The sequence below is a fragment of the Blastococcus sp. SYSU D00813 genome, from assembly GCF_054050735.1.
In genome coordinates, this window is record NZ_JBJGZX010000012.1 from 103,694 (window position 1) to 126,082 (window position 22,389).

Sequence of the window (22,389 nt, forward strand, 5' to 3'; positions counted from 1 at the left end):
CGATGACCAGCGCTGCCGACCGGCCCGCCGTGCTGACCGAGTCCGACGGCGACGTCTGGCGGGTCACCGTCGACCGCCCGGAGACGGGCAACGCCATCGACCCCGTGCTGGCCGCGGGCCTGGCCGCCGCGCTCGAGGCGCGGCCGGAGGACGCCCGGGCGGTCCTGCTGCTGGCCAACGGCCCCCGGTTCAGCGTGGGCGGCGACGTGCGACTGTTCGCCGGATCGGACGACCCCGGCCGCTTCGTCGGCCAGCTGGCCGAGGCCTGGCACCGCGTCGTCCGCCTGGTCCTCTACTCCCCCGTCCCGGTCGTCGCCGGCATCCAGGGGGCGGTCGCCGGCGCCGCGGTCGGCCTGGTGGGCGCCTGCGACATCGTGGTCTGCGCCCGCTCCACGAAGATCCGGCCGGCCTACGGGGCGATCGGCCTCTCCCCCGACGGCGGCACGTCATGGGCGCTCACGCGCGCGCTGGGCGCACCCCGCACCCTCGACCTGTGCCTCACCAACGGCTCGCTGACCGCCGCCGAGGCGCACGCCGCCGGCCTGGTCGCCCGCCTGGTGGAGGACGAGGAGGTGCACGACGCGGCCATCGACCTGGCGCGATCGGTCGCCGCCGGCCCGGTGCGCGCCATGGTCCGCACCCGCTCGCTGGTCCGGCAGGCCGCGATCCGCACCCTGGAGCAGCAGCTCGACGAGGAGGCCCGCCTGATCGCCGAGTCGGCCCGCGACCCCGAGGGCCGGGAGGGCGTCCGCGCGTTCGTCGAGCGGCGGGCCCCGGACTTCCGCGGCGCCCGCTGACCGACGCCCAGCAGGCCCGGCGGTGGACCTGCCCGTCGCGCAGCTCGACCGCGCGGTGCAGCAGGAGCCGCGACCGGACGGGGTCGGCCACGACCGTCAGGCGGCCGTCCGCCGGGCCCGGACGGCCTGCGCGAGCTCCTCCAGCAGCGCCTCGGTCGTGGGCAGGTCGACGCACGCGTCGGTGACGCTCTTCCCGTACTCGAGCGCGCCGGGGTCGCGCTGGTCGAGGTCCTGGCGGCCGGCCCGCAGGTGGCTCTCGATCATCACGCCGCGGATGGCGGACTCCCCGCCGGCGATCTGCGCCGCGAGGTCGGCGACGACGGCGGGCTGGCGCCGGTGGTCCTTGCGGCTGTTGCCGTGCGAGGCGTCGACGACGACGACCTCCGGCAGGCCGCGGGCCCGCAGCGCCGCCCGCGTGGCGGCGATGTGCTCGGCGGAGTGGTTGGGGCCGGACTTGTCCCCGCGCAGGATGACGTGGCCGGTCTCGTTGCCCGTGGTCGACAGCTGCGCGGTCACCCCGTGCCGGTCGACCCCGAGGAACTCGTGCGGCGCCCGCGCGGACACGACCGCCTGGACGGCGACCTCGATGCTCCCCTCCGGCGAGTTCTTGAACCCGACGACCGAGGAGAAGCCCGACACCCGCTCCCGGGCGGTCTGGTCGGTGACGTTGCGGGCGCCCACCCCGTTGTAGGTGACCAGCCCGTTGACGTACTGCGGGGTCAGGGCGTTGAGCGGCTCGGCGGCCACGGGCACCCCCAGGCCGGTGATGCCGATCATGAGCATGCGGGTGGCGACCAGGCCGACGCTGATCCGGTTGGACCCGTCGAGGTAGGGGTCGTAGGCGAAGCCCTTCCAGTCCACCTCGGTGCGCGGCTTCTCGGTGTAGGTGCGCATGAGGATCTCGAGGTCCTCGGCGTGCCGCTCGCGCATCCGGGCGAGGAAGGCCGCGTACTCCAGCGCGGACGCCGGGTCGTGGATCGAGCAGGGGCCGGCGATGACGGCCAGCCGCTGGTCCCCGCCGCCGACGATCGCCGTCGCGGCGCGGCGACCGGCCCGGGTCGTGGCGGCCGACGCCGCCGTCAACGGCACGACGGTGGCCACCGCCTCGGGCGTGACGACGACGCTCAGGCCGGCGATGCGGGCGTTGACCAGGTCGGAGACGTCGACGGGGTCGGCCTCGGCGAGGCCCAGCCGGCGCCGGACGTCGGGCATCAGGCCGGCCTGCAGGAGGTCGACCTGGTCGTTGACCCGCTGCTGCACGGCGAGCAGGTGCTCGGCGATGCGCGCCGCCTCCGGCAGCAGCCGGTCGCCCGGCACCGCCTCCACCGCGACCGCCGCGCCGCCGTCCTCGTGCACCATCCGCCGTCCTCCTCCGACCGCACCCGCCCCCGGAACGACTCAGGGCGCCCTCCGGGTGGAGGACGCCCTGGGTGTCGGGGTGGAGCTGAGGGGATTCGAACCCCTGACCCCCTCGATGCGAACGAGGTGCGCTACCGGACTGCGCTACAGCCCCTGACGGGAGCCAAGAGTACCGCCCGCCGAGCCCGGCGCCGCCACGGGGTGGCGGCGCCGGGGTGTCGCGATCGGCGCTCAGAGGTTGGCGACGCGCCGCGGCTCGTACTCGTCGATGTCGGCGAAGCCGATGTCGTCGTCGTCGAGGCCCACGACGGCGCTGTTCTGCCAGCCGGCCGGGGCCGCGGCGCGCGCGGCGACGACCCGGCCCGGGCGCAGCGGGTGCACCGGGGCCAGCGGCAGGCTCGGGTGCCGCAGGCCGACGGTGTGGTGCACCGGCTCGGCCGGGACCCCGGCGTCGACCTCGCCGAGCTCCTCCTCGACCACCGCCGGGCGCGGCGCCGGCGCCACGCGGGCGGCGCGGCGGGCGGCCAGCCGGGCGGCGCGGCGGGCCGCGGCCTGCTCGCGGCGGGCGGCGGCGCGCAGGACGGCGAGATAGGCGACCACCGCGACGTCGAGCAGCACCTGCACCGCCCACACCCAGGGGGCGACGACGAGCGCGCCCACGAGGGCGAGCAGCGCCAGCGCGACGAGGCCGGCCAGCGTGCGCCGCCGCACGGCGTGCACGTCGACCCGCAGCTCGCCGGTCTCGCGCAGGACACCGCGGTCGATGGCGACCCGCTCGGTGTCGGCGTGGACCACCGGGTCGACGACCCGCCGGCGCTGCAGCGTGCGGCCGGAGTCGCCCGCCACCGGTCGCGTCCGCTCGTCGCCGCGGGTGACCACCATCGGCACCAGCACGACGAACCAGAGGACGACCAGAGCGGCCAGGAGGACACCCGATCCCATGAGAACACCACCCGTCACACGAGTCACTTGCCGCGGCAGGTTATGCAGGTGGGCACCCCATCCGAGGGAGGCGCGCGGTGTGTCGCCGGAGTGTTGTGTGACTGGAGTGCCGCGACGGCGGCGTGTCGACACGGCGACAGGCGGGGACCGCCCGGTTCCGTGCTAGGCGGGTGACGGTTCATACCCGCTCCGTCACCGGTTCAACCGCCGGCGCGGGCCTGCCAGTGCGCGACGACGCCGCGCGGGTGGTCCTCGGCCAGCAGCGCGTAGGTGTGGTGGTCGCGCCAGTCGCCGTCGATGTCCAGGTAGCGGCGCAGCAGGCCCTCCCGGCGGAACCCGAGACGCTCGACCAGCCGCTGGCTGGGCCCGTTCTCCGGGCGGATGTCGGCCTGCAGCCGGTGCAGCCCGGCGGGGCCGAAGGCGTGGTCGCACACCAGCGCGACGGCGAGCGAGGCCATGCCGCGTCCGGCGACCGCGCGGTCGAGCCAGTAGCCGACGTTGCCCGAGCGCAGCGCCCCGCGGACGACGTTGTCGATGGTGACCTGGCCGGCGAGCCGCCCCTCGACCCGGATGGTGAAGGGCAGGGTCAGCCCCATCCGCGCCCGCTGCAGCACCCGGCGGCGCACCGCCCGGAAGGCCGCGGGCGTGTGCCGCACCGCCCACGGCTGGGTGGCGGTGGGCTCCCACGGGGTGAGCCAGTCCTCGTTGGCCAGCCGCACGCGGCTCCACTCGGCGGCGTCGGACCGGCGCAGCGGGTGCAGCTCGACCGGCCCCCACCGCAGGGTGGCCGGCCACCCCGGCCGCAGCGCCGGATCGCTGAGCATCCGGGCCTCAGCCGCCGAGCAGCAGCGGCATGACCGTGACCAGGCCGCCGGCCGCCACCTCGGTCACGTCCTCGTCCACGACGATCAGGCAGTTGGCGCGGGCCATGCGCGCGAGCATCGCCTCGTCGCCGTCGCCCAGCGGCTCGACCACGTAACCGCCGTCGGGGTGCCGCATGACCTGCCCGTGCAGGTACTGCCGGTAGCCCAGCGGCGAGAACACCGGCTGGGCCGCGATCGCCTGCACCGTGCGGCGGAACAACTGGCGCTTGCCCAGCATCAGCCGGATCGCCGGCCGCACGAACACCTCGAAGGCCACCAGCGCCGCGACCGGCTCGCCGGGCACCACGATGACCGGGACCTGCTCCCGGCCGATCCGGCCGAAGGCCTGGACGGGTCCGGGGTGCATCGTCACGGGACGGAACCGGACGTCGCCGAGCGCGGCCAGCGCCTCGCGGACCGGGTCGCCGTCGTCGGCGAAGGTGCCCGAGATCAGCACCAGGTCGCTGCGCAGGGTCTGGCTCTCCAGCACCTCCGACAGCCGGCGCGGGTCGGCGGGCACGATGCCCGAGCGGTAGGCGTCGGCACCGGCGTCGCGGGCCGCCGCCGCCAGGGCGTAGCTGTTGACGTCGACGGCCTGGCCCGGCGAGGGGTCGGTGGCGATGTCGACCAGCTCTCCGCCGGCGGAGAGGATGCCGACCCGCGGGCGCGGGCGCACGAGCACCCGCTCGCGGCCGACGGCGGCCAGGAGGCTGATCTGCGCCGGGCCGATCGGCGTCCCGACGGCGACCGCGGGCGTGCCGGGCGCGACGTCGTCGCCGGCGCGGCGGACGTAGTTGCCCGCGGCCACCCCGGCGTGCACGGTCACGGTGACCACGCCGCGGTCGGTCCACACCGCGGGCACGACGGCGTCGGCGCCGCCGGGCAGCAGCGCGCCGGCCGACACCTTGTGCGCCAGGCCCGGCCCGATGGACGACGGACCGGACGCGCCCGCGGCGGTCTCCCCCACCACCGACAGCTGCACCGGGGTCTCCAGCGTCGCCGCGGCCACGTCGGCGGCGCGCGCGGCGTAGCCGTCGAGGGCGGCCTGGTCGTACGCCGGCAGGGCGCGCTTGCTCACGACCTCCTCGGCGCACAGCAGCCCCTGCGCGTCGAGGACGGCCAGCTCGATGGGGTCGGGCTGGGGCACCGCGGCGAGGATCTCGTCGAGGTGCTGCTCGACGGTGCGCGGCAGCGGCGGCTCCGTCGTCCCCGGGGGCGGCGGCACCGCCGAGGGGTCGATCTGCGCCGTGTGCTGCACCGCGCCGGGGCCCGAGCCGGGTCGCACGGCCCCCGAGCGGAGGTCGAGCGCCGTGGTCTCCCGGTGCCCGGTCACCGTCGCCCTCCCCACCGTCGACGGGGCCCTGTCGTCGTCCACACCCATCACGACCGTCGATGCTCCCCCCTGCGGGGCGCGGGTCAGGCCTGCGACGCGCCCTCGGCGGGCAGCTCGGCCACGAACTCGGTCAGCCAGGTCCGCAGCGGCGGGCCGAGGTCGTCGCGCTCCACCGCCAGCCGGACGACGGCCTTGAGGTAGTCGAGCTTGTCGCCGGTGTCGTAGCGGCGGCCGTCGAAGACCACGCCGTGCACCGGCTCGCCGCGCTCGACGAGGGTCGCGAGCGCGTCGGTCAGCTGGATCTCGCCGCCGCGACCGGGAGCGGTCTCCCGCAGCACGTCGAACACCTCGGGCGCGAGCACGTAGCGGCCGATGATCGCCAGGCTGCTCGGGGCCTCGTCGACCGGCGGCTTCTCGACCAGGCCGGTGATCGTGACGACGCCCTCCTGGGTGTCCTCCTCGATCGCCACCGCGCCGTACTTGTCGATGTTCTCCGCGCCGACGTCGAGCAGGGCCACCACGCAGCCGCCGTGCTCGGCCTGCACCTCCAGCATCTGCTCGAGCAGGTGGTCGCGGGCGTCGATGAGGTCGTCGCCGAGCAGGACCGCGAACGGCTCGTCCCCGACGAAGGCCGCGGCCTGCAGGACGGCGTGCCCGAGCCCGCGGGCCTCGCCCTGCCGGACGAAGTGCACCTGCGCGACGTCGGTGGACTCCTGCACCGCGGCCAGCCGGCCGGCGTCGCCCTTCTTCTCGAGCGCGGCCTCGAGCTCCGGCGTCCGGTCGAAGAAGTCCTCGATCGCGGCCTTGTTGCGGCCGGTCACCATGAGCACCTCGCCGAGGCCGGCCCGGGCGGCCTCCTCGACGATGTACTGCAGCGCCGGCCGGTCGACGACCGGCAGCAGCTCCTTGGGCACGGCCTTGGTGGCGGGGAGGAAGCGGGTCCCCATGCCGGCGACGGGGATGACGGCCTTGCGCGCGGCACGTGAGCTGGGCATGTCGCGGAGCGTATCCAGCTAGCCTGCGCCGGTGACTCCCCCGGACGAGGTGGGTGCGGCCAAGTCCGCGCTGCGCGCGCGGCTGGCGCAACGCCGGCGGGCCCGTCCCGAGGGCGAACGCGCGGCCGCGGCCGCCGCGGTCACGACGGCACTGCTGCGCGGCCTGTCCGGCGTCCGCACGGTGGCCGCCTACTGCCCCGACGAGTCCGAGCCGGGCTTCGGGCGGCTGCCGGCCGCCTTCACCCAGCTCGGCGCCCGGGTCCTGCTGCCGGTCGTCTCCGACGGCGACACCCAGCTGCGCTGGGCCGTCGACACCGGCCGGCTGGCCCCGGGGCGCTTCGGCCTGATGGAGCCGGTCGGCCCGCGGCTGGGCCCCACGGCGATCGGGACGGCGGAGGCGGTCGTCGTCCCGGCGGTGGCCGTCGACCGCTCCGGTGTCCGGCTGGGCCGGGGCGGCGGCTTCTACGACCGGGCGCTGCTGCACGCCCGGCCCGACGCGCTGCTGGTGGCCGTCGTCCACGACGAGGAGCTGCTCGACGAGCTCCCCGCCGAGGCGCACGACCGCCGGGTCGGCGTGGTCGTCACGCCCTCCGGCGGCTGGCAGGCGCTACCCGCGAGTACCTGACACCGTGGCGCCAGCCCGCCCCCGGCGACTGGAGCCCCCGTGTCCCCCGAGATCGTCTCGATCCTGGCCCTCGTGGCGATCTTCGCCGTCGCGACGGTCCTGCCGATCAACATGGGGGCGCTCGCGTTCGTCGCGGCGTTCCTGGTCGGGACGCTGTCGGTCGGGCTGACCACCGACGAGATCCTCGCCGGCTTCCCGGCCGAGCTCGTGGTGACCCTGATCGGGGTCACCTACCTGTTCGCCATCGCGCAGAACAACGGCACCGTCGACCTGCTGGTCCGCGGCGCCGTCCGGCTCGTGGGCGGACACGTCGCCGCGATCCCGTGGATCATGTTCGCCGTCACCGCGCTGCTGACCGCGATCGGCGCCCTCTCCCCCGCCGCGGTGGCGATCATCGCCCCGATCGCGCTGACCTTCGCCGCCCGGCACGGGATCAACCCGCTGCTGATGGGCATGATGGTGATCCACGGCGCACAGGGCGGCGGGTTCTCGCCGATCAGCGTCTACGGCGTCACGGTCAACACGATCGTCGAGGACGAGGGGCTGGAGTCCAGCCCGGTCACCGTCTTCCTGGGCAGCCTGTTCTTCAACATCGCCATCGCCCTGGTGCTGTTCGTCCTGCTCGGCGGCCGGCAGCTGCTCGGCCGGAAGATCACCGTCGAGGCGCCGGCCGAGGCCGGGCACGGCGGGGACCACACCACCGAGGTGCAGGGGCACGGCGCCGCAGCCGGTCCCGCCGTGGGCGGCCCGGACCGGGAGGACCGGCACGACGACGGGGACGGCGGCACGGTGCTCACCGCGCAGCGGGTCACCTTCGACCAGGTGCTCACCCTGCTCGGGCTGGCCACCGTCGCCGTCCTGGCGCTCGTGTTCGACCTGGACATCGGCTTCGTCTCGATCACCGTGGCGACGGTGCTGGCCACCTTCGCCGCCGCCCGGCACAAGGGGGCGGTCAGCCAGATCAGTTGGTCGACGGTGCTGCTCATCGCCGGGGTGCTCAGCTTCGTGTTCGTGCTGCAGGAGGCGGGCACGATCGACTACGTCGGCGAGGCGGTCATCGGCCTGGGCGCACCGCTGCTGATCGCCCTCCTGCTGGCCTACATCGGGGGGGTGGTGTCGGCCTTCGCGTCGTCGACGGCGATCATCGGCGTGGCCATCGCGCTGGCGGTGCCGTTCCTGCAGGCCGGGGACATCGGCACCGTCGGGGTGGTGGTCGCCCTCTCCGTGGCCTCGACGATCGTCGACGTCAGCCCGTTCTCGACCAACGGCGCACTGGTGCTCGCCAACGCGCAGGACGTCGACAGGGACCGCTTCTACAGGCAGATCCTGGGCTACTCGTCGATCGTCGTGGTCGTCGGACCGTTCCTGGCCTGGCTCGTGTTCGTCGTGCCCGGCTGGCTCTAGACCGATCGGAGTACGACCGTGGCCGGACCCCTGGACGGCGTCCTCGTCGTCGACCTGACCCGGGCGCTGGCCGGCCCGCACGCCGGGATGATGCTCGGCGACCTCGGCGCCCGCGTGATCAAGGTGGAGAACCCCGGCACCGGGGACGACACCCGCGGCTGGGGCCCGCCGTTCGTGCAGCCCGACCAGGGCGACCGGGAGTCGACCTACTTCCTGTCGGCCAACCGCAACAAGGAGTCGCTGACCCTCGACCTCAAGGACGAGGGCGACAAGGGGCTGCTGCGGGAGCTGGTCCGCCGCGCCGACGTGCTGCTCGAGAACTTCCGCCCCGGCACGCTGGCCCGCCTGGGCTTCGGCACCGACGTGCTGGCCGAGCTCAACCCGCGGCTGGTGACGCTGGCGATCAGCGGCTTCGGGCATGACGGACCCGAGGGCGGCCGCGCCGGCTACGACCAGATCGCCCAGGGCGAGGCCGGGCTGATGTCGCTGACCGGCTCGGGCCCCGACGACCCGCAGCGGGTCGGCGTCCCCATCGGCGACCTGCTGGCCGGCATCTACGGCGCCTACGGGGTGCTCGCCGCGCTGCTGGAGCGCGAGCGCACCGGCCGCGGCCAGGTGGTGCGCACGTCCCTGCTCGCCGCGATCGTCGGCGTGCACGCCTTCCAGGGGACGGCGTGGACCGTCGGCGGGCAGGTCAACCGGGCGCAGGGCAACCACCACCCCTCGATCGCCCCGTACGGGCTGTTCCGCTGCGCCGGCGGCAGCGTGCAGCTCTCCTGCGGGTCGGAGTCGCTGTGGCGGCGGCTGTGCGCCGAGTTCGGCCTCGACGCCGAGGCCGAGGGGCTGGCCACCAACGGCGAGCGGGTGGGCAACCGCGACCGCGTCATCGCGCTGCTCGAGGAGGCCTTCGCCGGCATCGGGCCCGAGGACCTGCTCGCCCGGCTCGCCGCGGCCGGGATCCCGGCGGGCAAGGTGCGCACCCTCGACGAGACCTACGGCTGGGACCAGACGCTGTCGCAGGGGCTGCTGGTCGACGTCGACCACGCGACCCTGGGCCGGCTGCAGCTGCCCGGCCCGCCGCTGCGCTTCTTCGCGGCCGGCCCGGACGGCGAGACGGAGACCACCCGCCGCGACCACACCGCTCCCCCCGTGCTCGGCGCGTCAGACTCCGAGCTCCGCGCCTGGTTGAAGGCGGAGCCGACCGAGGGGAACACATGAGTGGCACCGACGCCCGCACGCTGCGCGACCGGGTCCTGGACCCGGGGTCGTGGACGTCGTGGGACGCGCCCATCCCGGTGCGCGACGTCGACCCGGCGTACGCGGCCGAGCTGGTCAGGGCCGGGGAGAAGACCCGCCAGGACGAGGCGATCATCACCGGCGAGGGGCGGCTGCGCGGCCGCCGCGTGGCCGTCGTCGCCGGCGAGTTCGGCTTCCTCGCCGGCTCCATCGGGGTGGCCGCCGCCGAGCGGCTGATCGCCGCGGTGGAGCGGGCCACGGAGGAGGGGCTGCCGCTGCTGGCCGCACCTGTCTCCGGGGGCACACGGATGCAGGAGGGCACCGTCGCCTTCCTGCAGATGATCGGCATCACCGCGGCCATCGCCCGGCACAAGGAGGCCGGGCTGCCCTACCTGGTCTACCTGCGGCACCCGACCTTCGGCGGGGTGCTCGCCTCGTGGGGGTCGCTGGGGCACGTGACGATCGCCGAGCCCGGCGCCTCGATCGGCTTCCTCGGCCCCCGGGTCTACCAGGCGCTCTACGGCGAGCCGTTCCCCGAGGGCGTGCAGACCGCCGAGCACCTGGCCGAGCGCGGGCTGATCGACGCGGTGGTCGCGCACGAGGACATCGCCGACGTCGCCGACCGGGCGCTGCGCGTGCTGGCCGCCCGCCGCACCTGGCACCAGGACGTCGCCGGCGCCGAGCGGCCCACCGCCGAGGACGGCAGCGACGCCGACGACCCGGAGGACGGCCGGTCGGCGTGGGACGTCGTCACCGCCTCCCGCCGCACCGACCGGCCCGGCGTGCGGCGGCTGCTGCGCACCGCGGCCACCGACGTCGTCGGCCTGTCGGGCACCGGCGCCGGCGAGAAGGACCCCGGCCTGCTGCTGGCCCTAGCCCGGTTCGGCGGGGCGCCGTGCGTGGTGCTCGGGCAGGACCGGCGCGGCCAGTCGCTGTCGGCGCCGCTGGGCCCGGCGGCGCTGCGCGAGGCCCGGCGCGGCATGCGGCTGGCCGCGGAGCTGCGCCTGCCGCTGGTCACGCTGATCGACACCCCCGGCGCCGCGCTGTCGCGGGAGGCCGAGGAGGGTGGCCTGGCCGCCGAGATCGCCCGCTGCCTGCAGGACCTGGTGATGCTCAAGGCACCGACGATCGCGGTGCTGCTGGGCCAGGGCACCGGCGGCGGCGCGCTGGCCCTGGTGCCGGCCGACCGGGTGCTGTCGGCGGCCAACGGCTGGCTCGGCCCGCTGCCGCCCGAGGGGGCCAGCGTGATCGTGCACCGGACGGTCGACCGGGCCGACGAGATGGCCGCGCACCAGGGCGTGCGGGCGACCGACCTGTGGCGGGCCGGCATCATCGACCGCGTCGTGCCCGAGCGCCCCGACGCCGCCGACGAGCCGCAGGAGTTCTGCCTGCGCCTGGGCCGGGTGCTGGGCGAGGAGCTGGCCGGGCTGCTGGGCCGCGACGACAACGAGCGCTTCCGCAGCCGCCTGCACCGCTACCGCCACCTGGGGCGCTGAGCCCGGCCGCGACCAGGTCCCCTGACCCGGCCGCGTCCTCCCTCACGGTGTGCGGTGAGGGAGGACGCCGCCGAGGAGGACGGCGTCCGGCCGGGTCAGGCCGCCGGCCGCTGCGCGCCGGGCAGCCCCCAGGCGCCGGCCACCAGTTCCAGGCTGCGGACCCGCTCGGCGACGCCGTGGGTGGACGCCGACAGCATCAGCTCGTCGGCCCCGGTGTCCGCGGCCAGGCGGCGCAGGTCCTCGACGACGGTGGCGGGCGAGCCGACGACGGCGTTGCTCGGCATCGCCTCGGCGGCCGCCCGCTCGGGGTCGACGAGCGCCTCCTCCAGCGAGGGCACCGGGCGCAGCCGGTTGGTGCGGATGGCCAGGCGCATCAGCCGGCCCGGCAGCGCGAGCCGGCGGGCCTCCTCGTCGGTCTCGGCGGCCAGCACGTTCGCCGTCACGACGGTGTAGGGCCGGTCGAGCACCGGGGAGGGCCGGAAGGTGTCGCGGTAGAGCGCGACGGCGGCTCCCACGTGCGGGCCGCCGAAGTGGTGGGCGAAGGCGAACGGCAGGCCGAGCTGCCCGGCCAGCTGGGCGGAGAAGCCGCTCGAGCCGAGCAGCACGACGGCCGGGGCGCTGCTCGCGGCCGGGGTCGCGCTGAACCGCTCGGCCAGCCCGCCCTCGACGCGGCTGTCGCCCAGCAGGCCGAGCAGGTCGAGCAGGTGCTGCGGGAAGTCCTCGGCCGACAGCGCCGCCGGGTCCCGGCGCAGCGCGATCGCGGTCGGGGCGTCGGTGCCCGGGGCGCGGCCGATGCCCAGGTCGATCCGCCCAGGGTGCAGCGCCTCGAGCAGCGCGAACTGCTCGGCGACCACGAGCGGCGCGTGGTTGGGCAGCATGACCCCGCCCGAGCCGACGCGGATCCGGTCGGTGACCGCGGCCAGGTGGGCGATCAGGACTGGCGGGTTGGTGCTCGCGACGGCCGGCATGTTGTGGTGCTCGGCGACCCAGACGCGGGTGTAGCCGAGCCGGTCGGCGGCCTGGGCGACGCGGGTGGTGGCGGCGAGCGCGTCGGCGGTCGACTGGCCCGTCCCGACGGTGGCCAGCTCCAGGACGGACAGCGGCAGCGGCTCGGTCATGCTGCGGGCAACGCCGCCGGCACCGGCGCCGCTTCCCGGGTCAGCGCCCGGGGGCGGCGTCGGCGCCGTGCTCGACCCGCAGGCTGTGGTCGGGGTCGAGGCGCTCGAGCACCTGCTCCAGCGCCTCGCGCAGCGCCCGGGTCTGCTCCGGCGTCATCGGGTCGAACATGGCGGCACGGACGGCCTCGACGTGGCCCGGCGCGACCTGCCGGACCACGTCCCAGCCGGCGTCGGTGAGGACGGCGAGGTTGCCGCGGCCGTCCTCGGTGGCGCGCTCCCGGCGCACCCACCCGCGCTCCTCCAGCCGGCCGACGGTGTGCGACAGCCGGCTCTGCGACTGGTTGGCGCGGCGGGCCAGGTCGCTCATCCGCCGGGCCCGCCCGGGCGCCTCCGACAGCATCGCCAGGACGACGTAGGCGGCGTGGCTGAGGCCGGCGTCCCGTTGCAGCTGGGCGTCGAGCACCCGCGGGACGAGCTCGCTCACGCTCAGCCACGCACGCCACGCGCGCTGCTGCTCGTCGTCCAGCCACCGGGTCGTCACGGCCCGACGGTACGGCCCGCGCCCGGGTACCGGTCCGGCCTCTACCGACGCGCCTCCAGCACGAGGTTGAACGGCGTCTCCGCGGCCCGCCGGACGCGGCCGAAGCCGGCCTGCCGCAGCACCTCGGTGAGCCGTGCCTCGCCGGCCTGCGCCCCGAGCGCCGTCCGCGGCTCCTCGGTCTTGGAGTGCGCCACGCAGAGCACCGTCGACGCCCCGTAGAACAGCCGGCCCACCGGGTTGAGGTTGTCCTCGAGCCGGTCGCCGGCGTACGGCTCGACCACCAGGAACGTGCCGTCGGGCGCGAGCGACCCGCACACGTGGCGGGCGGCGCCGACCGGGTCGGGCATGTCGTGCAGGGCGTCGAAGACGGTGACCAGCTCGTAGCCCTCGCCCGGGAAGTCGGCCGCGCGGGCCACCTCGAACGACACGCGGTCGGCGACCCCGGCCTCGACCGCCCGCTTGCGCGCCTGGTCGATCGACGCCTCGTGGTAGTCGAAGCCGACGACCCGGGACGCCGGGTAGGCGGTGGCCATCAGCAGCGTCGAGGACCCGTGGCCGCACCCGATGTCGGCGACCCGCGCACCGGCCCGGAGCCGGTCCTCGACGCCGTCCAGCGCCGGGATCCAGGACGACACGAGGTTGGCCGCGTAGCCGGGGCGGAAGAAGCGCTCGGTCCCCTCGAACAGCGCCGCGTCGTGGGCGTGCCAGGGGAACCCCTCGCCGGTGCGGACGGCCTCGGCCAGCCGGTCGACGCTCTTGATCGCGGCGAGCGGGATCAGGAAGGCCGCGGCGGCGTTCATGCCGTCCGGTGCGGCGAAGGCGAAGGCCTGTTCCTCGGTGAGCGAGAAGCGCCCGCTCTCCGCCTCGTAGGTGACGTACCCCCCGGCGGCCTGCGCCGACAGCCACTCGCGGACGTACCGCTCGTCGGCGCCCGCCGCCCGCGCCACGTCGGCGGGCTCCGCCGGCATCACCTCCAGCAGCGCCCGGTAGAGCCCCAGGCGGTCCCCGAGGACCGCCCCGAGCACCTGGAAGCCGGCACCGGCGTCGACGACGAACCGCCCGAGCAGGTCGTTCAGCTTGGTCTCGTCCACGGTCATGGCAACGCTCCCGATCGGGTCCTCCCCCGTGACGGATGGAGTCGCCCCCCGTGGCGGCCCACTGTCCCGCCGGGCCCGCGCGCGTCGCCAGGGACCGAGGACCCCGGCACGGTGCGGGCGTGGGCAGCGGCGCACCGGCGGGTGATGGACGGACGGCGCGGGAGAGCGCATCATTGGCAGTCGCCGGGCGAGAGTGCCAGCCCGGCGCGCCCCACACCGCGTCCGACCAGGAGCATCCCGCCGTGCCGACCTACCAGTACGCCTGCACCAACCCCGACGGCAAGCACGAGTTCGAGGTCGTGCAGTCCTTCACCGACGCGCCCGTCAGCGAGTGCCCGCAGTGCGGCGCCCCGGTGCGCAAGGTGTACGGCTCGGTCGGCGTCGTCTTCAAGGGCTCGGGCTTCTACCGGACCGACAGCCGCGGGTCCTCCTCGTCGAGCGAGTCGTCGTCCGCGGCGTCGTCGACCTCGGGCTCCGACGGCGGAGGCAGCGCGAAGAAGGAGTCCTCGACGAGCAGCTCGTCGTCCTCCTCCTCGTCGTCCTCGTCGTCGTCCAGCACCGGCAGCGGCGCCAAGGCGGCCAGCGCCGGCTGACCCGCGGCCGGCGCCCGCGCCGTCCACAGCCCGCACCGCTCTCCACACCTCCGCGGCCGGTCGCCCACCCGGGCGGCCGGCCGCGCACCGTCGGGGCATGGTCCGCCTGCGCCGCCCCCGCTCGGTCGTCCACCTCGTCCGCCGGTGCCTGGCCGCACTGCTGGCCGCCCTCGCGCTCGTGCTCGCCCTGCGCCCGGAGCCGGCGGAGCCCGCCGCCGGCGAGCCCGGCGTGGCCGTCGTCACCGCCGCGGCGGACCTGCCCGCCGGCACCGTGCTGGCCGCCGGTCAGCTGGCCGTCGCACGGCTGCCGTCCGCGCCCGGCGGCGCGGTCGGCGACCCGGCCGGGCTGGTGGGCCGCACGCTCGCCGGCGCCCTGCGCGCCGGGGAGCCGGTCACCGACGTCCGCCTGGTGGGCTCCGGGCTGACCGCGCTCCTGCCGCCGGGCACCGTCGCCGCGCCGGTGCGCCCGGCCGACGCGGCGGTGGGCGCACTGGCGCGCCCCGGGGACCGGGTCGACGTCCTGGCCACCGCCGACGGCGACACGCAGGCACGCCGGGTGGCCGCCGGCGCGCTGGTGCTCCTGGCCTCCCCCGGTGCCGACGACCCGGCCGTCGGGCTGCTCCTGCTGGCCGTCGACGCCGAGACGGCGGCCGACCTCGCGGCCGCGGCGACCACCGCGACCCTCACGCTCAGCCTGCCCCCGCCGTGACGCTGGGTGTCGCGCTGGCGCCGTTCCGCGAGCGCGTGCGCCAATGGGCACATGTTGAAGGGTTTCAAGGACTTCCTGCTGCGCGGCAACGTCGTCGACCTGGCCGTCGCGGTCGTCATCGGTGCGGCCTTCACCGCGGTGGTGACCGCGTTCTCCGACTCGTTCCTCACGCCGCTCATCGCCGTGTTCGGCGGCGGCGGTGAACTGGGCGGGACGTTCACGGTCCGCGGCCAGGTGTTCGACTACGGCGCCTTCATCAGCCAGGTGATCACCTTCGTCATCACCGCGGCGGTCGTGTACTTCCTCGTCGTGCTGCCGCTCAAGAAGATCATCGAGCGGCGCAGGCAGGGCGAGGAGGCCGGGCCGGTCGCGCCGACCCAGGTGGAGCTGCTGGTGGAGATCCGCGACCTGCTGCGCGCCCAGCAGGGCATGGGCCCGGGGCACGACCCGATCGGTCCGGGCACGACCACGCTGCCCGGCCAGCTGTAGGGACCCGCCGTCCGGCCTCGTCCGGAGGCTCGCCCCGAGCTCGCGAGGGGTGAGAAGGACGAGGTCCTTCATCAGTCGCTGCCCCAGTGCGGCGGGCGGTCCTCGAGGTAGCGGCGGTCGTCGTCGGTGGGGTCGGCGGGCCGCTCGCCCCAGCCCAGGTCGCGGTCGTCCGGCGCCCGCTCGGCCACGGCGACCGGGCCGGCCGGCCGCGGCTGCTCCGGCTCCGGCGGCAGCGGCCGGCCGAGCCCGTCGAGGACCTCGGCGCCGGGGAGCGCCGCCAGCACCGGGCCGGGGACGGCGAGCTTGCTGCCGCGGGTGCCCGAGCCGACGACCACGAGGTCGGCGGCAGCCACGGCGGCGTCGACCAGGACCGGCCAGTCCGCGGGCAGCCCGACGGGCGTGATCCCCCCGTAGGCCATGCCGCTGCCGGCCACCGCGACGTCCTGCGGCGCGAACGAGGCCTTGCGCGCCCCGAGGTGGCGGCGGACCAGCCCGTTGACGTCGGCCCGCGTGGTCGCGGGGACCAGGCACGCGGCCAGCGTCGTCTCCCCCGCCCGGCGCGCGGCGACGACGACGCAGTTGGCCGACGCGGCGAGCGGGACCTCGTACGCCTCGGTGAACGCCGCGGTGTCGGCCAGGTCCTCGTCGATGGCGGCGACCCAGCCGGTCCCCCGCAGCGCGGGGAGAGCTGCGGCCACCGGCCGGCCGAGCAGCTCGGGGTGGTCGGCGGCGGGGAGCCAGGTCAGGGAGCCGAGGCGGGGGGCGGGGACGGCGTCGGGCACGGCGTCGATCCTCCGTCACCGCGCCGGTCCGGCGCCCGCCGGGCGGGTCGGCCGGATCAGCGCGGTACCTGGCCGGATACCGCCTGGGCCGGACCCCACCGGCGCCGCCAGGATGAGGCCCATGATCGGCCAGCTGCACTCCGTCGTGATCGACGCGCCCGACGCGCACGCACTCGCCACGTTCTACGCGGAACTGCTCGGGATGGAGGTGAGCAAGGGCGGCCCCGGCGACGACTGGGTGGTCGTCACCGGCCAGGGCCACCGGCTGGCCTTCCAGCAGGCACCGGACCTGCGGCCCCCGGACTGGCCCGACCCCGACCGGCCCCAGCAGTTCCACCTCGACGTGTTCGTGACCGACGTCGACGAGGCCGAGCCGAAGGCGCTCGCGCTGGGCGCCCGCAAGCTGCCCGGCGGCGGTGGCGACTTCCGCGTCTACGCCGACCCGGTCGGCCACCCCTTCTGCCTCGTCTGGGACGCCGCATGAGCGCCGAGCTGCCGCCGGTCGACCTCACCTCGGCCAGCCCGTTCGTGGCGGCCACCGCCTTCGACGTCACCGAGGCCACCGGCACGCGGGTGACGGGCACCGTCGACACCGGGCCGCAGCAGCACACCCCGTGGGGAGTGGTGCACGGCGGCCTCTACTGCACCGTCATCGAGTCCGCGGCCAGCATCGGCGCGAGCGCGGCGGTCGCCGAGCGGGGCCAGTTCGCCGTCGGCGTCAACAACTCGACCGACTTCCTGCGGCCGATGACCGCCGGGCGGCTGGACGTGGTCGCCGAGCCGGTCCAGCAGGGCCGCACGCTGCAGCTGTGGCAGGTCGTACTCAGCCGCGCCGAGGACGGCAAGGTCGTCGCCCGCGGCCAGGTACGGCTGCAGAACGTGCCGCTGCCCTCGGCGTGACGGCGGCGGCCGCGGTCGCCGCCGCGCGCGCCGTGGCCGCCGGCGCCGGCCTCCGCCCGACGGACCCGCGGGTGCTCGCCGACGGCGTCAACGTCGTCGTGCACCTCGCACCGGCTCCCGTGGTGGCCAGGGTGGCGACCCTGACCAGGGACCTGCGCCCGGACGCCACCGTGCCGTTCGGCCGCGAGGTCGCGCTCGCCACGGCGCTGGCGGGCGCCGGCGCCGGCGTCGTCCCGCCCAGCGACCTCCTGCCGCCGGGTCCGCACGTCCGCGGCGGGCTGGTCGTCTCGTTCTGGCGGTACGTCGAGGTGCGACCCGAGCGGCCGGGGCCGGCGGAGGTGGCCCGGGAGCTGGGCACGCTGCACGAGCACCTCGCCGCCGTCCCGCCGCCGGACGGCGAGCCCCTGGACCGGCCGTTGCAGGACCTGGCCGCCTTCGCCGCCGCCGGTCCCCGCTGGGGCGCGACCGACGCGCAGGTCGGCCGCCTGCGCGAGCGGCTGGCCGCCCTGCGCCCGCGGCTGGCCGGGGAGGTCGGCGCGCTGCACGGCGACGCCCACCCCGGCAACCTGCTCGCCACCGCCGGCGGCTGGCGGTGGACCGACCTCGAGGACACCTCCCCCGGTCCGCGGGCCTGGGACCTGGCCTGCCTCCGGCTGACGACCCGGCTCGACGGCCGCGCCGCCCTCGACGCCGTCCCCGGCTCCCCGACCGACGCCGAGCTGGCGCCGTGGCTGGAGCTGCGGCGGCTGCACGCCGCGGTGTGGACGGCGGTGCTGGCCACCCACCGGCCCGTGCACCGGGCCGCGGCGCGGGAGCGGCTGGCCGCCGAGCTGGGGTGAGCGTCAGGCGCCGGGCACGTGCGCCGGGTCGAGGACCACGGAGAACAGCGCGCGCGGGTCCTGCAGCGTGGCCGGCGGGCGCGCCGCGGCGCGCGGGACGACGCGGTCCCAGCGGGCCGGACGCCGGTGCGGCAGCAGCTCGCGGCCCTCGAACAGGTAGTCGCCGACGACCTCGCCGAGCAGCAGGCCCGCGCCGTGCTCGATCGGCAGCCCCACCAGGTCCCCCGGCGCCATCTCGTCGAGCAGCGCCGACAGCTGGCGCAGGTCCTTGGCCGGCCGCCGTCCGGACAGCTCCTTGGACAGCGCCCGCAGCTCGGCCGGGGTGAGGCCGGTGGCGTCGACGTCGATGCCGGACTGGGTGCCCAGCCCCACCACGCCGGCGGCCAGGCAGGCGCCCAGCTCGTTGTGCGACCGCGGCCGCACCACCCAGACGCGGACGCCGTCCGGCTCGGGCGCCGGGGGGAGGTCGTCGGGCTCGGGCCACACGTAGGGCAGGTCGTCGGGCTCGGGGCCGAACCGCTCGGTGAACAGCGGCCGGTAGAAGTCCGGCTCCTTGGCCAGCAGGTTCGACCGGTGCGACAGGTGCAGCGCCGGGTCGCCGAGCCACGAGGGCAGCAGCCCCGCGCGGGCCAGTTCCTCCTGCGGGGTGTCCACGACCTCGGGCGCGAACTCGCCGATCAGGGTGTAGGTGCTGTCGGCGAAGCCCCGCTCGCGCCAGATCCGCACCATCGCCAGGCCGTAGGCGACCAGCGCCGGCGTCCGGCCGCGCCACATCCGCACGACCGGGTGCGAGACCCAGCCGTAGTCGGGGAGCTCGAGCGCGCGGAGCACCTGGAGGGTCTCGACCCGCTGCTTGCCCAGCCGCGGGGAGTCCAGCAGCCGCGCGCTCTCGGCGAAGTCGGCCACGGGCAGGAAGGTCTGCATCGCCGTCGATCCTCGCCGAGTCCGGGGCCGCCCGCCCGGTCAGGCGTCGAGCTCGCGCAGCGCCGCCTCCCACCGCGCGCGCCGGGCGTCGTCGTCCTGGTCCCACCAGGCCTCCCCCCGCTCGCCCAGCCCGGTCTTGGCCAGCTGCACGCGGACGCGGGCGGCTGCCAGCGCCCCGGGGTCGCCGGACCGGCCGGCGCTGCGCACCGCGGCGCGGGCGACCCCGAGGTGGTGCAGCAGCCGGGCCCGGACGTCGTCGGGCAGGGCGGGGTCGGCGGCCCGCCAGCGGCGGCCGTCGACGACGATCCAGCGGCCGTCGTCGGTGCGCTCGACCTCGCGGGTCACGCGAGCCGGGTGACCAGCTCGGGCAGCACCGTGCCCAGCGGGGCGTCGACCTTGACGTCGACCTTCGCGTCGCCGCGGGTGGGGCCCAGGTTGACCACCGCCACCGGGATGCCGAGCTCGGCGGCGCGCAGCACGAAGCGGTAGCCGCTCATCACCGTCAGGGAGGAGCCGAGCACCAGCAGGCTGCCGGAGCCCTCGAGCAGCCGGGAGCAGTGGTCGACGCGGTCGCGCGGCACGGTCTCGCCGAAGAAGACGACGTCGGGCTTGAGCGGTCCGCCGCCGCAGGCCAGGCAGCCGACCATCACGAAGCCGTCGAGCACCTCGTCGGGCAGCTCGGCGTCGCCGTCGGGGTTGACCTCGTCGGCCCGCGGGCCGAAGTCGGGGTTGGCCGCGCGCAGCCGCGCGTCGAGGTCCGCGCGGGAGGCGACGTCGCCGCACTGCAGGCAGACGGTCCGGTCCAGCCCGCCGTGGAGCTCGACCACGTCCCGCGCGCCGGCGGCCTGGTGCAGCCCGTCGACGTTCTGCGTGACCACGCCGCTGAGCAGGCCGGCGGCCTGCAGGTCGGCGACGGCGCGGTGGCCGGGGTTGGGGCGGGCCGCGCGCATCTGCCGCCAGCCGACGAAGCTGCGGGCCCAGTACCGGTGGCGGCCGCGGGGGTCGCGCCGGAAGGTCTGCCACGTCATCGGCGTGTGCCGGCGCAGCGAGCCGGTCGCTCCGCGGTAGTCGGGGATGCCGGAGTCGGTCGACAGCCCGGCGCCGGAGAGGACCAGCGCCTCCCCGTCGCCGACCAGGTCGGCCAGCTCCGCCAGCCCCGGGACGACGGCGGCCTCCTCGACGGCGGCGGGTGCGGAGCTCACCGGCCCATGGTCCCCCGTCATCCGGTCGCGTGCCGCCGAACCGACGTGCGCGGGCTCACCGCCTGCCCGCCGCGCCGCCGGGTACCGGGGAACGGTGACCGCACCGCTCTCCCTCACCCGCTCCGGCAGCGGGGACCCACTGCTCCTGCTGCACGGCTGGGGCAGCTCGCGCCGGGACTTCACCGCCGTGGTCCCGGCGCTGTCGGAGTCCTTCACCCTCCTGAACGCCGACCTGCCCGGCGTCGGACGCTCGCTCGCGCTGGACCGCCGGCCGACCGTCGCGGCCCTCACCGACGCCGTCGAGCGGACCCTCGACGCCGAGGGCGTGGCCACCGCCCACGTGCTGGGCAACTCGCTGGGCGCCCGGCTGGCGCTGGAGCTCGCCCGGCGCGGGCGTGCGCGCTCGGTCGTCGCCATCGCGCCCTCGGGCCTCAACCTGCCGCCCGAGCGGCTCGTCCAGGGCACCGGCATGGCGGTGGCCCGCGTGGTCGGGCGGACGACGGCGCCGCTGATCGAGCCGCTGTCGCGGTCGGCGCTGGGCCGGACGGCGCTGCTGGCGACGCTCAAGGCGCGGCCGTGGAGCACCTCGCCCGAGGAGGCGGTCGGCGCCCGCGAGGGGTTCGCGGACTCCCGCGACTACTGGCGCACGCTGCTGTGGGCGCTGCTGCTCGACGTCCCCCGGGGGATGGACCGCATCGACTGCCCGGTGACCCTGGTGCAGGGCGCCGCCGACTGGATCGCGTCGGGGCAGACGGTCCGCTACCTGCCGCTCGTGCCCGGCTCCCGTTTCCGGCCGCTGCTGGCGGCAGGACACGCGCCGCAGTCCGACCGCCCGGCCACGATCGTCGAGCTGGTGCGGCGGACCGCCGGCCGCGCCGCCCGGCCCCCGGCTCAGGCCGCGGCGCCCAGTTCGCGCTCGAGCCGGGCGAGCAGGTCGGTGTAGACGCGGCGGAGGCCCTTGGGCGCGAACGTGCGCTCGAAGAAGCCGCCGACGCCGCCGGCGCCGTCCCACGTCGTCCGCACCCGCACGGTCGTCGTCCCCGCGTCGGCCGGGTGCACCGTCCAGGTGGTCACCATCGACGAGCGGGTGTCGCGCTCGACCAGCGTGTCGGCGTCGGGCTGCGAGACCTCGACCAGCTGCTCCCGCACCCGCTTCGAGGTGGCGGCGAAGCGCCAGGCGACGCGGGTGCCCGCGCCCTGCCCACCGGACTCGACGCGGTAGTCGGAGAACTGCTCGGGCAGCACCCGGCTGCGGACGCCGGAGTAGTCGGCGAGGCCGGCGCGCACCTGCTCGACGGGGGCGCGGACGACGGATTCGGCGGTGGCCACGACCTGTCCCATGGCCGCCATCCTGCCGTCGCCGCCCGGGGCCGCGGATCCCGGTCTACGCCGGCCGCTCCTCGCCGTCGAGATAGCGGCACCGGAACCGGGCCCCGGCCATCGCCTCGGTGAAGCGCGCCTCCCACGCCGGGTCGTCCGCGGGGAACTCCGCGAAGACCCGCTCCTCGAGGACGAGGGGCAGTCCGTCGAGGCCGGTGCACGAGCGCCGCAGCAGCACCCGCGTGCGCCCGTCGACCTCGTCGTGGGCCGGCACCCACCGCGCCGCCGCGACGGCCTCGGCCATCCGCGCGCGGTCCCGCGGCGACAGCGCCGGCCGCCCGGTCCCCGTCCCCGTCCCCGCCAGCAGGCGGCGCTCGGGCCACGTGACCCACACGAGCACGAGGGCGAGCACCACCACCAGCGCCACCGCCGCCAGCAGGCCGGTCATGGTCCGACGGTAGTGCGCCCCGCCACCGCGGCTGCGTCCCCGCAGCGCCGCCCGGCGGCGCCGGGTGCGGTCGGGCTCAGGCCCACCTCTCCAGCAGCGCCGCGGACGCGCCGCTGACGGTGGGGTTCTCGGCGCTGAACGCCCGACCGGTGGGCTGGTACGGGGAGTCCGCTCCGGAGCCGGGGCGCGGCTGTGGGATCGTGACGGCCGCGCCCCCGTAGCTCAGGGGATAGAGCATCGGTTTCCTAAACCGTGTGTCGCAGGTTCGAATCCTGCCGGGGGCACTTCTGGAGCCGCAGGTCACGCCGGTGTCGGGCGCGCGGACCGGTCGTCGGTCTGGCCGGCCGACCCCCGCCGGCGTGTCCGCAGGGGCGGCG

At 76.5% G+C, this 22,389-nt stretch carries 26 protein-coding genes and 2 tRNA genes; 13 read left to right on the forward strand and 15 right to left on the reverse strand.

Going from position 1 to position 22,389, the window contains the following annotated elements; translation table 11 throughout:
* The first annotated feature begins 2 nt into the window (after positions 1–2).
* Positions 3–797, forward strand: coding sequence for an enoyl-CoA hydratase/isomerase family protein (locus tag ACI8AX_RS11015; RefSeq protein ID WP_456549848.1), 795 nt, complete (start codon positions 3–5; stop codon positions 795–797).
* A gap of 96 nt (positions 798–893) precedes the next feature.
* Here the strand turns inward: ACI8AX_RS11015 and ACI8AX_RS11020 are convergent, their stop codons facing one another.
* The 6 genes from ACI8AX_RS11020 to galU form a co-directional block, all read right to left on the reverse strand.
* On the reverse strand, positions 894–2,156 hold the full coding sequence (locus tag ACI8AX_RS11020; protein WP_456549849.1) for a 3-deoxy-7-phosphoheptulonate synthase: 1,263 nt from the start codon (positions 2,154–2,156) through the stop codon (positions 894–896).
* Positions 2,157–2,236: 80 nt separating this feature from the next.
* Positions 2,237–2,310: transfer RNA gene (locus ACI8AX_RS11025), tRNA-Ala, on the reverse strand.
* Positions 2,311–2,387: 77 nt separating this feature from the next.
* Positions 2,388–3,098 (reverse strand): divisome protein SepX/GlpR, encoded by a 711-nt coding sequence (sepX, locus tag ACI8AX_RS11030; RefSeq protein ID WP_456549850.1) that lies wholly within the window; start codon positions 3,096–3,098, stop codon positions 2,388–2,390.
* Between the two features lie 200 nt (positions 3,099–3,298).
* Positions 3,299–3,922, reverse strand: coding sequence for a GNAT family N-acetyltransferase (locus ACI8AX_RS11035; RefSeq protein WP_456549851.1), 624 nt, complete (start codon positions 3,920–3,922; stop codon positions 3,299–3,301).
* A gap of 7 nt (positions 3,923–3,929) precedes the next feature.
* Entirely contained in the window at positions 3,930–5,294 is a 1,365-nt protein-coding gene (glp, locus tag ACI8AX_RS11040) for a molybdotransferase-like divisome protein Glp (RefSeq protein WP_456549852.1), read from the reverse strand.
* Between the two features lie 83 nt (positions 5,295–5,377).
* Entirely contained in the window at positions 5,378–6,289 is a 912-nt protein-coding gene (gene galU, locus ACI8AX_RS11045) for a UTP--glucose-1-phosphate uridylyltransferase GalU (protein ID WP_456549853.1), read from the reverse strand.
* A gap of 31 nt (positions 6,290–6,320) precedes the next feature.
* Between galU and ACI8AX_RS11050 the strand changes: the two genes are divergently transcribed.
* From ACI8AX_RS11050 to ACI8AX_RS11065, 4 genes are read left to right on the forward strand one after another with little or no spacing between them, the layout of a single operon-like run.
* Positions 6,321–6,914, forward strand: a complete 594-nt coding sequence (locus ACI8AX_RS11050) for a 5-formyltetrahydrofolate cyclo-ligase (protein ID WP_456549854.1) — start codon at positions 6,321–6,323, stop codon at positions 6,912–6,914.
* A 39-nt stretch (positions 6,915–6,953) separates the two neighbouring features.
* Entirely contained in the window at positions 6,954–8,318 is a 1,365-nt protein-coding gene (locus ACI8AX_RS11055) for an SLC13 family permease (RefSeq protein WP_456549855.1), read from the forward strand.
* An 18-nt stretch (positions 8,319–8,336) separates the two neighbouring features.
* A complete protein-coding gene (locus ACI8AX_RS11060) occupies positions 8,337–9,536 on the forward strand; it encodes a CaiB/BaiF CoA transferase family protein (protein WP_456549856.1) in 1,200 nt (399 codons plus the stop codon).
* Positions 9,533–11,050 carry a carboxyl transferase domain-containing protein gene (locus tag ACI8AX_RS11065; RefSeq protein ID WP_456549857.1) on the forward strand — a complete coding sequence of 506 codons (1,518 nt, stop codon included), beginning with the start codon at positions 9,533–9,535 and terminating at the stop codon, positions 11,048–11,050. The genes ACI8AX_RS11060 and ACI8AX_RS11065 overlap by 4 nt, the downstream gene beginning before the upstream one ends.
* Before the next feature lie 95 nt (positions 11,051–11,145).
* Here ACI8AX_RS11065 and ACI8AX_RS11070 read toward each other — a convergent pair whose 3' ends face one another.
* Genes ACI8AX_RS11070 through ACI8AX_RS11080 form a run of 3 tightly spaced genes read right to left on the reverse strand, consistent with a single transcriptional unit; the run spans position 11,146 to position 13,806 of the window.
* On the reverse strand, positions 11,146–12,168 hold the full coding sequence (locus tag ACI8AX_RS11070; RefSeq protein ID WP_456549858.1) for an LLM class flavin-dependent oxidoreductase: 1,023 nt from the start codon (positions 12,166–12,168) through the stop codon (positions 11,146–11,148).
* A 40-nt stretch (positions 12,169–12,208) separates the two neighbouring features.
* Positions 12,209–12,709, reverse strand: a complete 501-nt coding sequence (locus tag ACI8AX_RS11075; RefSeq protein ID WP_456549859.1) for a MarR family winged helix-turn-helix transcriptional regulator — start codon at positions 12,707–12,709, stop codon at positions 12,209–12,211.
* A 41-nt stretch (positions 12,710–12,750) separates the two neighbouring features.
* Positions 12,751–13,806 carry a class I SAM-dependent methyltransferase gene (locus ACI8AX_RS11080; RefSeq protein ID WP_456549860.1) on the reverse strand — a complete coding sequence of 352 codons (1,056 nt, stop codon included), beginning with the start codon at positions 13,804–13,806 and terminating at the stop codon, positions 12,751–12,753.
* Positions 13,807–14,048: 242 nt separating this feature from the next.
* On the opposite strand from ACI8AX_RS11080, the gene ACI8AX_RS11085 reads away from it, so the two are divergent.
* The 3 genes from ACI8AX_RS11085 to mscL all read left to right on the forward strand — a co-directional run bounded on the left by ACI8AX_RS11085 (position 14,049) and on the right by mscL (position 15,597).
* Positions 14,049–14,399 (forward strand): FmdB family zinc ribbon protein, encoded by a 351-nt coding sequence (locus ACI8AX_RS11085; protein ID WP_456549861.1) that lies wholly within the window; start codon positions 14,049–14,051, stop codon positions 14,397–14,399.
* A 97-nt stretch (positions 14,400–14,496) separates the two neighbouring features.
* Positions 14,497–15,108: a Flp pilus assembly protein CpaB gene (gene cpaB, locus ACI8AX_RS11090; RefSeq protein ID WP_456549862.1), complete on the forward strand. Its 612-nt coding sequence runs from the start codon at positions 14,497–14,499 to the stop codon at positions 15,106–15,108.
* Between the two features lie 51 nt (positions 15,109–15,159).
* On the forward strand, positions 15,160–15,597 hold the full coding sequence (gene mscL, locus ACI8AX_RS11095; RefSeq protein WP_456549863.1) for a large conductance mechanosensitive channel protein MscL: 438 nt from the start codon (positions 15,160–15,162) through the stop codon (positions 15,595–15,597).
* A 71-nt stretch (positions 15,598–15,668) separates the two neighbouring features.
* On the opposite strand, the gene ACI8AX_RS11100 is transcribed toward mscL, so the two are convergent.
* A complete protein-coding gene (locus ACI8AX_RS11100; protein ID WP_456549864.1) occupies positions 15,669–16,379 on the reverse strand; it encodes a YbaK/EbsC family protein in 711 nt (236 codons plus the stop codon).
* Between the two features lie 121 nt (positions 16,380–16,500).
* Between ACI8AX_RS11100 and ACI8AX_RS11105 the strand changes: the two genes are divergently transcribed.
* From ACI8AX_RS11105 to ACI8AX_RS11115, 3 genes are read left to right on the forward strand one after another with little or no spacing between them, the layout of a single operon-like run.
* On the forward strand, positions 16,501–16,863 hold the full coding sequence (locus tag ACI8AX_RS11105) for a VOC family protein (protein WP_456549865.1): 363 nt from the start codon (positions 16,501–16,503) through the stop codon (positions 16,861–16,863).
* Entirely contained in the window at positions 16,860–17,279 is a 420-nt protein-coding gene (locus tag ACI8AX_RS11110) for a PaaI family thioesterase (protein WP_456549866.1), read from the forward strand. The genes ACI8AX_RS11105 and ACI8AX_RS11110 overlap by 4 nt, the downstream gene beginning before the upstream one ends.
* On the forward strand, positions 17,276–18,118 hold the full coding sequence (locus ACI8AX_RS11115; RefSeq protein WP_456549867.1) for a phosphotransferase family protein: 843 nt from the start codon (positions 17,276–17,278) through the stop codon (positions 18,116–18,118). Before ACI8AX_RS11110 ends, ACI8AX_RS11115 begins: the two co-directional genes overlap by 4 nt.
* 3 nt (positions 18,119–18,121) lie before the next feature.
* Here ACI8AX_RS11115 and ACI8AX_RS11120 read toward each other — a convergent pair whose 3' ends face one another.
* Genes ACI8AX_RS11120 through ACI8AX_RS11130 form a run of 3 tightly spaced genes read right to left on the reverse strand, consistent with a single transcriptional unit; the run spans position 18,122 to position 20,244 of the window.
* Positions 18,122–19,042: an MSMEG_6728 family protein gene (locus ACI8AX_RS11120; RefSeq protein ID WP_456549868.1), complete on the reverse strand. Its 921-nt coding sequence runs from the start codon at positions 19,040–19,042 to the stop codon at positions 18,122–18,124.
* Between the two features lie 39 nt (positions 19,043–19,081).
* Positions 19,082–19,387, reverse strand: coding sequence for a biopolymer transporter Tol (locus ACI8AX_RS11125; RefSeq protein WP_456549869.1), 306 nt, complete (start codon positions 19,385–19,387; stop codon positions 19,082–19,084).
* Positions 19,384–20,244: an NAD-dependent protein deacetylase gene (locus tag ACI8AX_RS11130; protein ID WP_456549870.1), complete on the reverse strand. Its 861-nt coding sequence runs from the start codon at positions 20,242–20,244 to the stop codon at positions 19,384–19,386. The genes ACI8AX_RS11125 and ACI8AX_RS11130 overlap by 4 nt, the downstream gene beginning before the upstream one ends.
* Before the next feature lie 94 nt (positions 20,245–20,338).
* Here ACI8AX_RS11130 and ACI8AX_RS11135 point away from each other — a divergent pair, with 94 nt between their 5' ends.
* The gene (locus ACI8AX_RS11135) at positions 20,339–21,187 is read left to right on the forward strand and encodes an alpha/beta fold hydrolase (protein ID WP_456549871.1); all 849 of its coding nucleotides are present in this window, start codon (positions 20,339–20,341) and stop codon (positions 21,185–21,187) included.
* Here the strand turns inward: ACI8AX_RS11135 and ACI8AX_RS11140 are convergent.
* Complete coding sequence (locus ACI8AX_RS11140) at positions 21,136–21,585, reverse strand: SRPBCC family protein (protein ID WP_456549872.1); 450 nt, start codon at positions 21,583–21,585, stop codon at positions 21,136–21,138. The genes ACI8AX_RS11135 and ACI8AX_RS11140 overlap by 52 nt on opposite strands.
* Positions 21,586–21,628: 43 nt before the next feature.
* Entirely contained in the window at positions 21,629–22,012 is a 384-nt protein-coding gene (locus ACI8AX_RS11145; protein ID WP_456549873.1) for a hypothetical protein, read from the reverse strand.
* A 211-nt stretch (positions 22,013–22,223) separates the two neighbouring features.
* Between ACI8AX_RS11145 and ACI8AX_RS11150 the strand changes: the two genes are divergently transcribed.
* Positions 22,224–22,296: transfer RNA gene (locus tag ACI8AX_RS11150), tRNA-Arg, on the forward strand.
* The last annotated feature ends 93 nt before the right edge of the window (positions 22,297–22,389 follow it).